This window comes from bacterium (assembly GCA_024742285.1).
Classification (GTDB): domain Bacteria; phylum Myxococcota_A; class UBA9160; order UBA9160; family UBA4427; genus UBA4427.
Window position 1 is genome coordinate 316,962 of sequence record JANSYR010000003.1, and the last position, 16,155, is coordinate 333,116.

Genomic DNA, 16,155 nt, shown 5'->3' on the forward strand with positions numbered 1-16,155 from the left:
CGAACGACGCTGAGCGATGACGAAGGGCGCGGTCCACGGGGCCGCGCCCTTCTTTCTTTCGGCGTGCGGTGCGCTTTCTTGGCGTGCGGCGCTCGGAGGCGACGTTGAAGCTACCCTCGGCCCATGCCGCCTGATTCGGACGCGAAGGATTCCCACGTCGAGGTCCCCGCGTCGGAAGGCGGCGCGCGGATCGAGCTCTCGGACGGCGGGGCGCTCGTGCTCGGCGCGGAGGGCGTTCGGCGCGTCGACTTCGACGGGACGGGCGGCACGATCCACGCGTACGAGGCGATCGGGCACGTCTACGCCAGCGAGCGCGTCCTGCTGATCGGGACCGCAGACGACCTGATCACGCTTCGCCAGCGGGATCTCGTCTCGGCGGACCCGAGAGCCGAGCGCGACCGGCTCTTCGAGGCGATCCGGGCACGGCCGGGCGGCGAGGTGATCCTCGCGTCGATCGCTGCGGTCGAGCGCCTGGGCGACCACGAGGGGCCCGCCTGGGTGATCTGGGCGACGGTGCTGCTCTGCGTGATCGGCGCGGGATTGCAGATCGCCGACCGGCTCTTCGACCAGGTGGGGATCTTCGTTCCGGAGCTCGTCGTGCGTGGCGAGTACTGGCGCGCCATCACGATGCACTTCCTGCACGACGTGACCGCGACGCCCGATTTCCTGCGCCCGCTCCTGCCGATGCTCCGCGGTCTACCGATCCACATGGCGTTCAACATGGCGGGGATGCTCGTCCTCGGTCATCTGGTCGAGCGGCCGCTGGGCGGCTGGCGGACCGCGATCGTGCTCGCCTTCGCCGGCTTCGGCACGATCGCCGGGATCTTCGTCTTCGGGCACGGACGGGTGCTGGGCGCTTCCGGGCTCGTTTCCGGGCTCGCCGGCGCGATGCTGGCCCTCGAGCTCCACTACGCGTTCTGGATGCCGACCTACTGGCGGATCCCACGGCGGATCTTCATCGGCCTGCTGCTCTTCCAGTTCGCGGTGGTCGACCAGCTCCTCGCCCACCTCGTCGCGGGCGGCGCGCACCTCGGTGGCTTCGCGGGAGGCTATGTGGCGACCTGGCTCCTCGGCCGGCCCGGCGAGGCGGAGCTGCGGCCGACGGCCTCGACCCGGGTCGGTGCGGTGAGCGCAGCGATCCTGGCGGTGATGGGATTCGTGGGCGCCTGGCCGCTCGCTCGCCACGACCTCCCGGCCCTCGAGCGGCACGCGCTCCGGGTCGCAGACCTTCCCTTCGACTACTACCGCCCGGGCTACGACAACGCCGCAGCCTGGCTGATCTCGATCTCGGGGGAGGCTTCGCCCGAGAGCCTCGATCTCGCCGTGGCGCTCGCGGAGCGAGCGGTGGGCGACACGGCGGGCCTGAACCCGAGCGTGCTCGACACCCTCGCCGAAGCGCTCTTCCAGCGCGGCGACCTCGAGGCATCACTCTTCACGATCGATGCGGCGATCGCGCTCGCGCCGAACGAGCCCTATTTCCGCGAGCAGCGGCGGCGGTTCACTGGCGAGCGGGATCCAGGCGACCGGCCGCCCGAGCCGGGAGAACCGCTTCCCCGGCGATTCGACCCGGTCGACACGAGCGGGGCGGCGATTCCGGAGAACCCCTCCGCCGCTCCCCCGGATGCCCGGGCTCCCGGCCCTGCCTGATCGCGGGCTCGAAACGAGACGATGACCGTGCCGGAACGATCTATCGTCCTTGGGATCGGTCCCGCATGGGACCGAGGAGGGCCGCGATTCCGATGCGTCATCTGATCCCGATCGTTCCCATGCTCGTGCACATCCTGCTTCCGGTGGCGGTGCGCGCGGAAATTCCCGAACCCGTTCCCCACGTGCACCCCGAGTTCGCCGCGTACTCCGACGCGAACGACGATGCCCGACTCGTGAAGGTGAGCGAGCACGTCTACGCGGCCGTCGGCTACGACATCGGGAACATCGGATACGTCGTGACCGAGGAGGGGGTGCTCGTCTTCGACACCGGCGGCGAGGTCCCCCGCGCGCAGCGCGCCCTCGCGGCGCTTCGGGAAGTGACCGACGCGCCGATCGTCGGCGTGGTGTACTCCCACGGCCACGGCGACCATACGGGCGGGATCGACGCGTTCGTTCCGCCCGACCAGCGCGGCGACGTTCCGATCTACGCGGGCAGGAATTTCGAGCGCTACCTCCGGGAGAGCGCCGTTCCGCGGGGTCTCATGCGGGCCTACTACCAGATGGGCTACCTGCTTCCCAAAGACGAGACCGGAAGCGTCGGCTCGGGGATCGGTCCCGCCGTCGGATCGGGCGGTGCGACCTATCAGCGGCCGACGGTCGTCGTCGAGGACACGCTCGACCTCGAGATCGGGGGCGTTCGCATCCACCTCTTCTGGGGAAACACCGACCTCGACGACGGTCTCTCGATGTGGCTCCCCGAAGAGAAGGTGATGTTCGTGGGGGATGCCGCCTACCCGATGCTTCCCGCGATCGCGACGCCACGTTTCGAGTTCGGCCGCCAGTCGTGGGAGGCGCTCGAGACCCTCGATCGATACCGGACCTTTCCGATCGAGCACCTCGTTCCCGGCCATCTGCGGGTGATCTCGGGGCGCGAGGAGGTCGCCCGATTCCTCACGAATTTCCGCGACCTCGTCCAGTACATGCAGGACCAGGCGATTCGAGCGGTCAATCGACGGCTCGACCACGCGGAGGCCGCCACCGAGATGGAAGCGAATCTTCCGCCCCACCTCGCCGACGATCCGAATCTGGCCGAGCGCTATCACGAGTTCGACTGGATCGCCAAGCAGATGTACACGAAGGCCGGCGGCTGGTGGAATGGGGACGTCGTCGACCTGATCGCGATCCCGCCGAAGGCCCGCGCGGAGCGGACCCTCGAGCTGATCGGCAGCCGGCGCAAGGTGCGTCGCGCCGCGGAGAAGGCCTTCGAACGCGGTGAACGCGGATGGGCGGCCGAGCTCGTCCGGATGCTGGTCGTGACGGATCCAGGAGACGCGAAGGCGAAGGAGATGCTTGCCCGGATCCTCCGTACGGTCGCCTACGACGCGAACACGTCGAATCTCCGTCACTACCTGCTGACGGAGGCGCTCGTCATGGAGGGCAAGGCGGATCTCGAGTCCCTCCCGATCGACGTCGCGAATCCGCACTTCCTCGCGGCGAATCCCGACTCGGTGATGTTTCGCGCGATGGGGACGAAGCTCGACCCGGTGTCCAGTGCCGAAGTCGAGCTCGTCGGTGGATTCACGATTCGCGATACGGCGGAGGAGCACACCCTGATCATCCGCCGGGGCGTGATCGAATGGCGCGCGGGGCGCCCCGAGAATGCAGACGTTCGCGTCGCCTTCGATCGGCGGACCTGGCTCCTGATCGCCGGAGGGCACCTGCGCTTTCTCGACGCACAGGCCAAAGGTCTGCTCGAAGCGAGCCCCGGCCGGGAGGCGCTCGCGGCATTCGTTCGACACTTCGACGGAGAGGGTCGGTAGGTGAAGGGGACGCACACGGACTCGGGACTCGCCACGCGCCTTCCTCGTCTCCCGAGCACTCGATGACGGCGCGTGTCGACCTCCTCGCCGACGAATCGGCGATTCGCGACACGCTCGCGCGCTACTGGCGCGGGATCGACCGGCGGGACGTGGCACTCGTCGCGAGCGCCTATCACCCGGATGCCCAGGACGATCACGGCTATTTCGAGGGGTCGGTCGAAGGGTTCCTCGAGTCCCTCGAGCCTTCGGTCTGGCGCTTCTTCGAGAAGACCTTTCATTTCAGCGGTCAGATCGCGGTCGACTTCGATCCCTCGTGTCCCGACCGTGCGGTCGCCGAGTCCTACGCCGAAGCGCATCACCTTCGCCGGGGGGAAGACGGGGCGCTCCACGACCTCGTGTACGGACTTCGGTACGTGGACGCGTTCGAGCGCCGCGACGAAGAGTGGCGGATCGCTCGGCGCGTCTGCGCCTGGGATTGGGCGCGCACCGACCCTTGCGGCGCGATTCCCCTCCCGGACACCTACGCTCGCGGTCGGAACTCGCGAGCGGATCCCGTCTTCGGCCAGCCGCAGAGGACCGGAGCTCCCGAATCCCTCGACACGCTCGCGATCAAGCGGGCCTGCTCGGACACCCTCGCGCGCTACGCGCGCGGGGTCGATCGCTGCGACGTGGAACTCGTCGCCAGTGCGTACCATCCGGATGCCTACGACGACCACGGCGGCTACCAGGGGGATGCGGCCGGCTTCGTCGCCTGGGTGAAGCCGACGGTCATGGACGCGTTCACCTGCACGATGCACAAGCTCGGCAACCAGCTGATCGTGGTCGAGGAGGGGCGCGCCTGGGCGGAGACCTACGCGATCGCGCACCACGTCCAGGGAGACAGCGACCTGCCGACGGACATGATCATGGGTGTCCGGTACCTGGACACCCTCGAGGATCGCGGCGATGGGTGGAAGATCGCGGATCGCAGGATGACCTTCGAATGGGAGCGATCCGTCGAGATCGGCTCCCAGACGGAGTACGAAGGCTTTGCGCGCGGTCGGAGGGACGGCAGCGACCCCGCGCTCGCGCCCCGTACGACGGTCGCCGTGCCGGTCGGGAGCTCCGAGATGGCGGAGCATGCGGAGATCCAGGCGGCGCTCTTCCGCTATTGCCGGGGCGTCGATCGCCGGGATCCCGACCTGATCCGCAGCACCTATCACGCGGACGCCTTCGACGACCACGGCGTGTACAAGGGAGATCTCGAGGGCTTCCTCGAGTTCGTCGAACGGGAGGTCTGGGCGAGGTTCCGGACGACGATGCACAAGCTCGGACAGGCGCTGATCGAGATCGACGGCGACGTGGCCTCCGCGGAGACCTACGCGGTCTGCCACCACGTGATCGCCGAGAACGGCCGGGACGTCGCCGACAGCGTGATGGGGATTCGATACCTCGATCGCTTCGAGCGGCGCGCGGGCTGCTGGCGGATCGCTCGGCGCGAGCTGCGCTGGGAGTGGATCCGGCTGGACGCGCTCGTCCCCCTCGATGCCGACTGGACGCTGGGACGGGCCGATGCGCACGATCCGGTCTGCCTGGCGGTTTCGGGAGAAGGCCCCGGGTCAGCGGCCGGCGAGTCGGGTCTCGGGTAGAGTCGGCTCGCCCCGCGCAGCAGGGACGAACCCGCGCCTCGGCTGCGGCGCCATCCGAGAGAGAAGAACCTTGAGCACCCCCTCCCTTCCGCTTCCCGCCCTGGCCCTCGCGGCCGTGCCCGGCCGTCGCCAGAAGACCCTCGACCTCGCCAAGGAGATCGAGCGCCGTGGCTATGCCGGGATCTACTGCGCGAGCTTCGGGGATGGCGTCGGGCTGTCGCATTCCCTGGCCCACGTGACGGAACGGATTCCGTTCGGCACGTCGATCGCGAACATCTACACGCGCCACGTGAGAGATTATGCGCAGACGATCTCGATGATCCACGAGCTGTCCGGCGGGCGCTTCCGATTCGGGATCGGCGTGAGTCACGATGCGATGAACGGGCGCCTCGGGATCAAGGGAGGCAAGCCCCTCGGCGACATCCGGGAGTTCGTCTCGGGTCTGCACGGCGCGAAGCGGGTGGGCGACCTCCCGCCGATCGTGATCGCAGGGCTGCGCACGAAGATGGTGTCGCTCTCCGCGGAGATCGCAGACGGCGTCGTGTACGCGAACGTCTCCCGGCGACATACGCCGAAGTCGCTCTCGGTGATCCCCGAGGCGCGGCGCTCGAGCGACGACTTCTTCGTCGGAAACATGATCCCGACCTGCGTCTCGGACGATCTCGAGGCCGCCGCGGCGATCAACCGTCGCACCCTGATCATGTACGTGAACTACCCGAACTACCGGAACTACTGGAAGGAGGCGGGCTACGTCGAGGAGATGGAGGCGATCGAAGCCGCCATCGAAGCGGGGGAGCAGGACCGGCTGACCTCGCTCATGACCGACGAATGGCTCTCCGACTGCACCCTCTACGGACCCGCGAGCCGGGTTCTCGAGGGGCTCGAAGCGTGGTACGCAGCCGGCCTGAAGACACCGGTGCTCGTGCCATCGTCGGCGAGCGGTGGCCAGTTCGAGGCCTTCGAAGAGGTCTTCTCGCTGTTCTGATCCGCCGGCTGCGGGCGCTCGCCGGGTGGGCTCAGGCTGCCTCGAGGGTGACCAGTCGCGACGGGACGCCGGCGTGCATGCCGTCGGTCCGGTCGGCGTAGTAGCGGGCGTTCAGGTCCGCCTCGGTCGCGTGTTCGACGAGCCGGAAGCCGCGCTCGGCGACGAGTTCCTCGAAGCGCTCGGGCAGCCAGCTGCTGACCCAGGGCTCGCCACCTTCCTCGGTGGTCATCCCGATCCGGCCGAGATAGTCCGCCTGCTCGGGGGTGAGCGGGACCTTGCCCTGGTAGTTCAGGCAGAGGCGGCTTCCCGGCGCCATCAGCGTCCGGACGTCCGCGAGGGTGGCTTCGGTCGCCTCGACGGAAACGTAGGGGATCGTGTTCATCCACGACCAGACGGACGGGCGTAAGGAATCGAAGCCTGCCGCGGGGAGCGCCTCGGAGACCTTCGTCGATTCGAAGTCGATCGGGACGAACGTGGGGACCTGGGCGGGCGTCTTCCCGGCGGCCTCGATTCGGCGCCGCTTGAGGGCCTGCACGTCCGGGAAGTCGACCTCGAAGACGCGGACGCGGTCCGCCAGGTCGTCGCGACGAAGCGCGAACGTGTCGAACCCCGCCCCCAGGATCACGTACTGGTCGACCCCCGCTTCGACGCATCGCTCGACCTCGTCCTCCGCATAGCGAAGCGAGCCGATCCCGACGGCCAGGATCAGCCGGAAGTCGATGCCCGAGCCGGCGAGGACCTTCGCGTCGTTCTCCGGGTCCTGGGCGACCCCCCGCGACGCTTCGCCGAGGAGCTCGAGGGCCCAGGTGTCCCGCAAAACCGGGTCTTCCGCGTGGAGCGTGTGGCTCGCGCGCCCGAGGACCGCGCCCTCCGCCGTGCCGAGACTCTCTCCATCTCCCGTCTTGGCCATGCTCTCCTCCTTCTAGCGTCGATAGCGCGTCACGACGGCGCGGTAGCGCCGACGCAGCGCTTCCGCGCGCGCCTCGGGCGTGACCCGGGGCGTCGACGCCGGCAAGTGTTCGCGGAGGCCTGCGAACGGCACGCGTTCGAAGGCCGGCGTCGGCGCCTCGTCCGCCCCGAGGAAGCGCATCGCGACCGTACCTCGGGTGTCGCTGGCCGGGTCGAGCCAGTTCGGGACGCCGGGATCCGAGTGCGCGATCACGGCACGAAAGACGCCGTCGTCGTCGACCTGTGCCTGGGCGTGGTTGAGCGAGCTCTGACGGGACGCGAACTCGATCTGCTCCCAATAGCGATTGCCCATCGCGAAGACCCAATGATGGGAGGCCGGGGGCACGAACGAGACGATCACGGCCTCGTCGGCCCCGCAGGCGAAGTTGCCCATGCAGTACGACTGGTCGGCCGCGCCCGCGTTCTTCGCCGCGCGGTCCGCGGCGTGGGTGATCACCGAGTTCTCCGGGAGCGAGAGGAAGCCGGCGCTCATCTGCGCCCACTGTTCCGCCCCCTTCACGAGCCAGGTCTCGAGGAGCGCGAGCTGGGCGCGGACACGCTCCGGCGTGGGTGGCGGGATCGGCCAGGTCGCGTCCTCGCGTTCGATGAAGAGATCGGCGGGTCGCTCGTGCTCCCAGTCCCCGAAGTACTGACGGACGAGCAGGAAGCCCGCGTCCTCCCGCGAAGGCAGCCAGTGCGCCGCTCCGGTTTCGCCCGCGCGCCCTCCGATCTGGAGGTCGAGCACGTCCCCGTCGCCGAGTTCGAGCGCGCGGGCGTCTGCGGACGCGACCGTCTCCGTCGCCGCGACGCTTCCGAGGGCGAAGTGGCCGGCGTTCACCTGGACGTCGAAATGGTTCGCGCTTCCGCGAGGGCCGCGCACGCGGTAGACGCCGTCACCGGCGAGCGGGGCGTAGAGGTAGAGACAATCGGGATGATCGAGGCCCCAGGGCATCGTGTAGTCCATCATCCGACCGAAGACGGGGTGCTCCGGATCGTTGTGGAGCACGCAGCTCACGAGCCCCGCCGCCAGGAAGCGCGCCACATAGCGTTCGGCTTCTGCCTCGAAGCGCGGGGTGTCCGGGGCGTCGATCTGCGCCACGATCTCCGCGGCGCGCTCGATCGCCCCGGCGATCTCGGGCCACGGTTTCGCGTCGATTGATCCGGCCATCAGCGGATACGATAGATCGCTCGCGGCGGGTGCGCGTGAGCCCCGACCGTCGGAGGAGACCCACGCATGGATCGATTCGTCGTGGGCTCCGGGCGATGTGGCTCGACGCTCCTGTCCCGGATGCTCGATCTGCACCCCGAGGTCACCTCGGTCTTCGAGTTCTTCAATGGTCTCGACGTGACCCGGCGCTTCGCGCCGACGCTCGAAGGCGCGGACCTCGCGACGCTCCTGGCCGCCGAGCAGACCGTCGTCACGGCCGCCTTGCGACGGGGTCACACTGCGGAGGAGGTCGTCTATCCCTTCGGCGCGGCCGGGGCGCGCTACGGGCCCGAGGATGCGCTTCCGTGGCTCTGCGTGGCGATGGCGCCACGGCTGACGGACGAGCCCGACGCGCTCTTCGACGCGCTGATCGCCTGGGCGCGGTCACGCCCGAGGGCCTCCGCGGCCGATCACTACCGCGCGCTCTTCGTCTGGCTCTGTGAGCGCCAGGGCACTCGCGCCTGGATCGAGCGCTCGGGCTCTTCGGTCGACTACGCGGCGGCGCTGGCCGCGAGCTTTCCCTCGGCCCGCTTCCTCCACATCCACCGCGACGGCCCCGAGACCGCGCTCTCGATGCGGGAGCACGGGATCTACCGCTTGCCCGTCGCGATGCTCTACGACGTTCTCCTCCCGAGCGGGCGCCGTTTCTCGACGGAGGGCGGCGTCGACTTCGCCGCGCCGCCGGAACCCGGGGACTGGATCTCGGAGGCGCTCGCGACCCGGCTGCCGCCCGAAGTCTTCGGCCGCTACTGGAGCGATCAGGTCGAACGGGGGGCGCAGGCTGCGGCCGAGATCGGGCGGGAGCGTTTCGCCGAGATCTCCTTCGAGGCCCTCGTCGATCGACCCGCGGAGACGCTCGCATTCGTGGCCGCGTTCTTCGAGCTGCCCTCGGGCGATCGATGGATCGACGCCGCGGCGGCCCTCGTTCGTGGCCGTCCGCCCGCGCGGCGTCCGGCGCTGGAGGCGGAAGGACGGCGCACGCTCGATGACGCATGTGCGCCCGGGCGCGAGGCGATCCGAACGGCCCGCGACAAGGGGCTCGTCCGGACGGCCGACGACTGACGCGTCCGCGTCGACGCGCCGGGAGTCAGCCTCGACGAGGTGCGCTTCCGGAACGACCTGCGGAACGGACCTTGGCCGCGAGCGCCGGGGGAAGGCCCGCTTCGGCGAGCCAGGCGGTCGCGGCCTGCGGGTCGACGGTCATCCATCCCTGTCCCGCCGCCGCCCGCATCTCGTGGCGGAGCGCGGGGTCCTCGGCCCGATCGGCGAGAGCGAGGCTCGCTTCCGGGTCGGTCTTGCCGAGCTCGAGGATGAATCGGTGATACGTCCCCTTCATGAGGGGATGCGGCGGATGCTCCATGATCCACGCATAGGCGTCATCCTTGTGCTTGCGGGAGAAGCTGATCCACGCGCGCTTCAGGATGGTCGCCTTCGCCGGCATGTCCGGCAGCGCGAGGGCCCATTCGAGGGCCGTCCGGCCTTCGGAGAGGGCCCAGTAGTAGGCGATGTGCTTGTGGATGGCGGGCCCCTCCGGCGTGTCCACGTTCTCGGCGGCCCAGGCTCTGGCCGCGGCCGTGTCGAACTCGAGCAGGGCGACGCCGGTGCGCGCGAAGAACTCCTTGCGGATGTCGCCCTGGAGGCCGCTCGACGCGTCGACGCTTCGTACGTACTCGAGGGCGGCCTCGACGCCGCGATCCTCGATCAGCGAGCGAGCGATGTGGAGCAGCGCGCCGCCTCGCACCATCGGCTCGAGGTCCTGGACGACGCCGAAGAGCGGACCGGGATCGGGCAGCTCGTCGAGCTCGAGCCAGGCGTCGACGACCGCTCGGGCCGCGGCGGTTCGTCCGTCGGCCTCGGCCGAGGACATGGCCTGGACGGCGTAGGCCGCCGCCTCGGGGTCCTTCGGGCCCCAGTGCTGGATCACGGTGCGAACCCAGGGGTGTCGGTCGCCCCACTGCGGATTGATCGGATGCGCGAAGGCGACGTCCGGGGCTGCCTCCGCCCACCAGCTCGCGACGAGGATCTCGGCGATCTCGTCGACGGCGCCGGCCTTCCGCAGCTCGCGCATCTTCTCGTGCAGCGCGAGTGCGACGGCGGGGTCGGTCTCGTCGAGCAGCTCGAGCAGCGCACGCGTACGTTCGCGCGGCGCATCGATCTCGAGGATCTCTTCCAGGGCGAAGGGCGCCTCGTGGGACGCCGTCGTGCTCTTCGAAGCGGCGGCACCCTCGGTCGGTGCCTGGGCGCCGTGGGCGAACCATCCGAGCGCGAACGCAGCCAGCAGTCCGGTCGCGATTCCGGCGGTCGTTCTTGCGTTCATGGTCCTGGCCTCCTGGAGGTCGATGGGCTGCGCCCGGTCGGCGTTCGCGCCTTCGAAGTGTGGCGAAATGCGGGCGTTCTGCCGAGCGGTTGCGACTTCGGAATCCGAAAAATGGGAAGGGCGGACGATCCTCGGATCGTCCGCCCCTCCGCGAAGGAACTGCGGCGTCGGTCACCCGACGTCGCGATGCGTGGCGCTCAGCGCCGGCTGCGTCGCCGCGCGACGAAGGCCAGGCCACCGAGCCCCGCAACGAGCGCCATTCCGGTCGCCGGCTCGGGAACCGAGAGGTTCATGTTGAGCCGGGTGATCCGGAAGAACGAGTTGCCACTGTCGGGATCGACGGCGATCCCGCCTCCGAGCATCACGATGTTCCGGTTCGAGCCCGTGCCGGCCGGGTTGGGGCCGGTCGTGATCGAGTCGTCACCGGCGCGGCTGAAGAAGAAGCCCTGCGACGCCGGGCGGGTGCCGAAGTTCGGCTCGAAGGGATCGCCACCGACCGTCGTCACGACCAGCGTGTACGGGTAGGGGTCCGAGCCGGAGATCGTCCCCGTCGTCATCTTGAAGCCCCAGCCCTGACCGGGCTGGTTCGGATCGGGGTCCGTGCCGCAGTTGCTGCCGGGACCGACGAAGGGGCTGAACTGCATGAAGCTCTGCCCGACCGTGCCGATGCCGTTGGTGCAGCCGAACGTCTCGATGACCGCGCCGTTCGCGTTGAGCCGCGCGAAGACGCGCGGGCCGTTGTTGCCGGGGAGGGTCGTGAACTCGAAGTTCGGGCGACCACCCGTCCACGCGAGGCTGTTGATGTCCATGTAGGAGCGCGTCGCCTGCGCGTCGGCCGCGTTCGGCGTCGACGGCTGGGCCGGAACGCGCCAGACGTTCTGGGCGAAGTTGCGGAGCAGGCTCAGCGTTCCGCCGAAGTTGTTCCGTCCCGAGGCGTTGCTGATCGACATCCGGATGCCGCGGTCGCCCTGGAGGATGGCGTCCAGCCAGAAGGGGCAGTCCCAGTCGCCGACCTGCGAGGACGCCGTGCCCGGGGCGGGGTTGCCGGGGTTGTGCGCGACCGGCGGGCACCAGGTGATCGCCGTACCGGCGGTGTTGCAGCCCGGGCCGGGGCACTCGGCGAGGGCGCCGGCGCCCTCGGCGAAGGTCGCGACGCCCTGCACGCTCATGAAGGACTTGGTCGTCTGGCCGACGTTGCCGAAGGCCGGGAAGTCACGGAAGTTGAGGCCATTGCGGTTGAGCACGCCGCTCGGGACGGTGACCGTGCGGCCCACGGTGGTGCCCGTGGTCGCGCCCGCGACGCTGACCGCCTGAACACCGTCGGTCGGCGGGTATTCGACCGCCGCACCAGCGCCTTCCTTGCGACCGTAGACGCCCGGAATCAACTCGAACCCCGCGGAGGGGTTCTCCACCAGGATGCTTCCGATCATGTTTCGGGGGGCGGCGCTCGCAGTCGTAGCGGCCACGGCCACCACGGACAGAGCGGCCAGGCCCACGAGGCCCTGGACGAATCTTCGCTTCATCATTCTCTGCTCCTCAACTTCCTTCGATGTCCCGAGCTGGCGCTCGATAAACTCATCCGCCTCGTGCCTGCCTGGGCTTCGTTCGACCCATCGTGCCGGGCCGATCCTTCGAGACGGATCCGACGGGAGCGGATCCCCCCGTCGTATGTGCGCTCCTGGACGGTTCGGGTGACGAACTGTCCGTCAAGACACACAGGCATTCTAAACACATGCGGACTCCGAGTCGATCAAAAAAAAAGCCTGAAATTCAGGTGTTACGGACTGCCCGCGGGTGTGACTTCGGTTCCGGACGCTCAGGCTCCGACGCCCTCGATCGGCGTGATTCGCGTCGGCGGGAGCGCGCGATTCTCCTTCTCGGCGGCGAGAAGGGCCTCTGCACGAGCTTTCTCCCCGCGGGATCGATGCGCGGCCACCAGAGTCGCGAGAGCGTCGATTCCCCCCCGAAACAGCACGGCCCGCTCCGCGAGCTCGACGGTCCGGATGTCCGTCCGTCCGCTCGCCAGTCGAATTCGGGCCAGCTCGAGCGCAGCCGTCGAATCCCAGGGCTGCTCGCGAAGGTGACTCTCCCAGGCCTTCTCGGCCTCCTCTGCGCGACCCATTCGTGCGAGGACGCGTGCGATGCCGCGGCCGGGCTCCCCTTCGACCGGGGCGGCCTCGGCCGCGCGCCGGAAGAGCCCGAGGGCCTCTTCGAGGGCCCCCGCCCGCTCGAGGTGGGCGCCGAGCGAGTGAAGCGGTCGCCAGGCGTCGGGTGCGAGCGCGACCGCCCGCTCGAGATGGGCCTGGACTTCGGAGGCCGCCGCCCCGGTCGCATCGAGCACGAATCCACGAATCTCGTGGATCGCGCCGGCGTCGGGGCTGGCCTCCAGGGCCGCGGCGCTCTCGGCGAGGGCCTGGTCCTTCCGGCCGAGGTCGAGGAGCAGGCGGACACGCACCCGGAGCGCTTCCGCGCTGCGCGCGGCCGTGAAGTCGAATCCCTCGACCGCGTCGAGAGAGTCGAGGGCGGTCTCGGCGCCCTCGGTGGAATCCAGGCGCTCGGCGCGCATCGCCACGGCCGTCGGCCACAGCGGACCGCCCGAGAGGCGTTCGAGCAGGGTGCGGACACTGTCGTTCTCGGCGCTGCTCGCGGCGCGTAGCATCATCCGGATGCCCTCGGCGTCTTCGCGATGCCGTCGGAAGTGCTGGGCGGCGCTGTTCCAGGCGTTCTGGAACGAGCCGGCGTGGAAGTAGAGCTTGGAGAGTCGCAGGGCCGCTTCCGTCTGCTCGGGACCCGAGCGGATCGATTGGCGGTACTCCTCGATCGCCCGCTCGAAGTCGCCGAGCTGCTCCGCCGCTCGCGCGGCGTAGTAGCGCGCGCCGGCGTTGTTGGGCCACGCGGGGAAAACCTCGTCGAGCCGGGCGAGGGCCTCCTTCGGTCGCTGCTCGTTCAGGTGGATTCGCGCCTCGATCAGCCCGCGGTACGAGTCGCGCTCGAGCTGGGCCGCGGTGGCGAGGGCCTCTTCGTGGCGTTCTGCCCGCGCTTGCAGGTCGGCCAGGGTCAGAATGGCGAGCTGGCTCGGTTGCGGTGTCGTGGCGATGGCCTGTCGGTAGGCTTCGATCGCCTTGTCGAGCTCGTCCCGGGCGACGTAGTGGTTCGTCAGGTCCGTCCAGGCCGCGATCCGCGTGCGGGGGGCCGCCTGCTCCGTTCCTTCGAGGAGGATCGCCTCGGCCCGTTCGTCGTCGCCCACCGCGACGGCGCGATCCGCGAGCTCGGTGCGGTAGCGCGCCGTACCCGGCGCGGCTTCCAGCGCCGCTTCCAGGATCGACGTCGCCCGGCCGCCCTCGCCGATGGCGTCGTAGAACGTGATCGATTGGGTGATCACCGCGTCGTCGAGGGGGAACGCCTCGAGGCAGGCGTCGAAGGACGCCCTGGCGGCCTCGGGCTTGCCGCGTTCCGCTTCGAGGGTGGCGCGGGTCGCGCAGACCATGCCGCTGGAGACGGACGGCGTCGCCTGCCCATCGCTCCCCCCATCGATGGCGGCGATGGCCTCGGCCGCCTCGTCGACCCGACCGAGCACGATCAGCGCCGCGGCGCGAGAAGCGAGGGCCGACGCGTCGTCGGGGTGGTGCACGAGAAGCGCGTCGAAGTCCGCGAGTGCTTCTTCCGCCTGTCCCTCGTTCAGATAGGCCATGCCCCGGAGACTGAGCGCGATGGCGGAGTCCGGTACGGCCTCGAGCACGACCGTCGCGTTCTCGATCGTGCCGGGCGCGTCGCCGTTCTGCATGCTGGCGGCGGTGAGCTCGAGGTAGGCGCGCGTATGCCACGCCGGATCCTCGGCGGCCTTCTTCAGGGACCAGACCGCGATGGGTGAGCTGGTCGTCCGATTCAGCGCCCGGCCGTAGAGCAGGTTCACTTCCGGATCGTCCGGGGATGCTTCGAGCAGCGTTCGCAGGGGCTCGAGACTGTCCTCGAAGCGGCCTTCTGCATGCAGGGTCCGGACGTCTTCGATCCGGGGGCCGGCATCGCAAGCCATGAGGATCGCGAGGAACAGACAGACGAGGAGGGCGCGGAGGGTCGGAGTCATGACTCGCCGAGCGTACCACCCCGTGCGGGCCCATGGCGTCGCATCGCTCCGGCAACCGGGGTGCGCTAGACCCTCCCGTCATGAAGATCGTGCGCGCGTTCCTCGCTTCCGCGGCCGGGCTGATCGCCCTGGCCGTGATCCTCTACTTCGCCGGCGTTCTGCAGATCGAGATGGGGAACGCCGACTCGCGTCCGCGCGGGACGATCTACGACATCGAGTCCCTCAAGCGACGAGACGACGTCAACGTCCTCTTCATCCTGACGGACACGCTCCGTTCGCACCGGCTCCACAGCTACGGCTACGACCGCGAGACGTCGCCGACCTTCGACTACATGGCCGAGACGGGCGTGCGGTTCGCGCGACAGCTCGCCCAGTCCTCCTGGACGAAGTGTTCGATGGCCTCGCTCTGGACCGGGGTGTACCCCCAGCGGACCGGCGTGCTGCGCTCCCCCCACGGCACCCCGGAAGAGGCGGTGATGCCGGCGGAGATCTTCCGGGAGGCCGGCTTCCGCACAGCGGGCATCTGGCGGAACGGCTGGGTCGCGCCGAATTTCGGATTCTCCCAGGGCTTCGAGGTCTACGAACGCCCGCTGCCGAAGGGCCGTCCTCGTCACCTCAGGGTCGAGAATCCGCACATCAAGCTCGAGGGAACGGATCTCGATGCGCTCGAAGCCGCCGTCGAGTTCCTGCGGATCCACGGCAAGGAGCGCTGGTTCCTCTACGTGCATCTGATGGACATCCATCAGTACCTCTACGATCCGTCGAGCGCGCTCTTCGGCACGACCTACTCCGACATCTACGACAACTCGATCCACCGCACCGACGGGATCATCGGTCAGCTGCTGACGCATCTCGTCGATGAGGGGCTGCTCGAGAACACGCTCGTGGTGATGGCTTCGGATCACGGCGAGGCGTTCAGCGAGCGGGGCCTCGAAGGCCACGCCCGGGAAGTCTTCCGGGAGTCGACCGAAGTCCCCTTCATCCTCGGCTTTCCCTTCCGCCTCGATCCGGGGCTCGTCGTCGAGCAGCGCACCCGGAACGTCGACATCTTCCCGACCGTCCTCGATCTGCTCGGGCTGCCCCCGCTCCCCGACACGGACGGACGTTCGCTCGCACCGGAGATCTTCGCGGCGGCCTCGGGTCGAGGGGCGGCCGAGGACGACATCGTCGGGGTGGCCCATCTCGATCGCGGTTGGGGACGCGAGACGCACCCTTCGCGTCCCGCCATCGCGATCACCCTCGGTCCCTACCGCTACGTCCTCCAGCGCGGCACGGGAGACCCGAACGATCCCGAGATCGAGTCCCTCTTCGATGCCAGCGACGATCCGCTCGAGCGGCGCAACGTGATCGAAGAGCTCCCGGACGTCGCCGACGACCTCCGCGACCTCGCGGACGAATACCTCGCGACCGAGGGCTCACCCTGGGGCGGGGGGCCGCTCGAAGTCGAGATCGACGAGATGGAAGCGAATCAGCTCCGCGCCCTCGGCTACGCCGTCGAGTAGCCGCCCACCCACCCGCA

The 16,155-nt window shown here is 69.3% G+C and carries 11 protein-coding genes; 6 read left to right on the forward strand and 5 right to left on the reverse strand.

The window, feature by feature from the left end:
* Positions 1–123: 123 nt before the first annotated feature.
* The 4 genes from NXI30_07905 to NXI30_07920 all read left to right on the forward strand — a co-directional run bounded on the left by NXI30_07905 (position 124) and on the right by NXI30_07920 (position 6,080).
* Positions 124–1,647, forward strand: coding sequence for a rhomboid family intramembrane serine protease (locus tag NXI30_07905; protein MCR9094125.1), 1,524 nt, complete (start codon positions 124–126; stop codon positions 1,645–1,647).
* A gap of 92 nt (positions 1,648–1,739) precedes the next feature.
* A complete protein-coding gene (locus NXI30_07910) occupies positions 1,740–3,467 on the forward strand; it encodes an MBL fold metallo-hydrolase (GenBank protein ID MCR9094126.1) in 1,728 nt (575 codons plus the stop codon).
* A gap of 62 nt (positions 3,468–3,529) precedes the next feature.
* Entirely contained in the window at positions 3,530–5,095 is a 1,566-nt protein-coding gene (locus tag NXI30_07915; GenBank protein MCR9094127.1) for a nuclear transport factor 2 family protein, read from the forward strand.
* 70 nt (positions 5,096–5,165) lie between these two features.
* A complete protein-coding gene (locus NXI30_07920) occupies positions 5,166–6,080 on the forward strand; it encodes an LLM class flavin-dependent oxidoreductase (protein MCR9094128.1) in 915 nt (304 codons plus the stop codon).
* A gap of 31 nt (positions 6,081–6,111) precedes the next feature.
* Here NXI30_07920 and NXI30_07925 read toward each other — a convergent pair whose 3' ends face one another.
* Both NXI30_07925 and NXI30_07930 read right to left on the reverse strand, forming a co-directional pair.
* Positions 6,112–6,990: an SAM-dependent methyltransferase gene (locus tag NXI30_07925; protein ID MCR9094129.1), complete on the reverse strand. Its 879-nt coding sequence runs from the start codon at positions 6,988–6,990 to the stop codon at positions 6,112–6,114.
* A gap of 12 nt (positions 6,991–7,002) precedes the next feature.
* The gene (locus NXI30_07930; protein MCR9094130.1) at positions 7,003–8,196 is read right to left on the reverse strand and encodes a hypothetical protein; all 1,194 of its coding nucleotides are present in this window, start codon (positions 8,194–8,196) and stop codon (positions 7,003–7,005) included.
* A gap of 66 nt (positions 8,197–8,262) precedes the next feature.
* Between NXI30_07930 and NXI30_07935 the strand changes: the two genes are divergently transcribed.
* On the forward strand, positions 8,263–9,297 hold the full coding sequence (locus NXI30_07935; GenBank protein ID MCR9094131.1) for a sulfotransferase: 1,035 nt from the start codon (positions 8,263–8,265) through the stop codon (positions 9,295–9,297).
* A gap of 25 nt (positions 9,298–9,322) precedes the next feature.
* Here the strand turns inward: NXI30_07935 and NXI30_07940 are convergent, their stop codons facing one another.
* The 3 genes from NXI30_07940 to NXI30_07950 all read right to left on the reverse strand — a co-directional run bounded on the left by NXI30_07940 (position 9,323) and on the right by NXI30_07950 (position 14,636).
* A complete protein-coding gene (locus NXI30_07940) occupies positions 9,323–10,552 on the reverse strand; it encodes a hypothetical protein (protein ID MCR9094132.1) in 1,230 nt (409 codons plus the stop codon).
* 197 nt (positions 10,553–10,749) lie between these two features.
* Complete coding sequence (locus tag NXI30_07945) at positions 10,750–12,078, reverse strand: PEP-CTERM sorting domain-containing protein (GenBank protein ID MCR9094133.1); 1,329 nt, start codon at positions 12,076–12,078, stop codon at positions 10,750–10,752.
* 290 nt (positions 12,079–12,368) lie between these two features.
* Positions 12,369–14,636, reverse strand: a complete 2,268-nt coding sequence (locus NXI30_07950) for a tetratricopeptide repeat protein (protein ID MCR9094134.1) — start codon at positions 14,634–14,636, stop codon at positions 12,369–12,371.
* An 80-nt stretch (positions 14,637–14,716) separates the two neighbouring features.
* On the opposite strand from NXI30_07950, the gene NXI30_07955 reads away from it, so the two are divergent.
* The gene (locus NXI30_07955) at positions 14,717–16,138 is read left to right on the forward strand and encodes a sulfatase (GenBank protein ID MCR9094135.1); all 1,422 of its coding nucleotides are present in this window, start codon (positions 14,717–14,719) and stop codon (positions 16,136–16,138) included.
* Positions 16,139–16,155 lie beyond the last annotated feature (17 nt).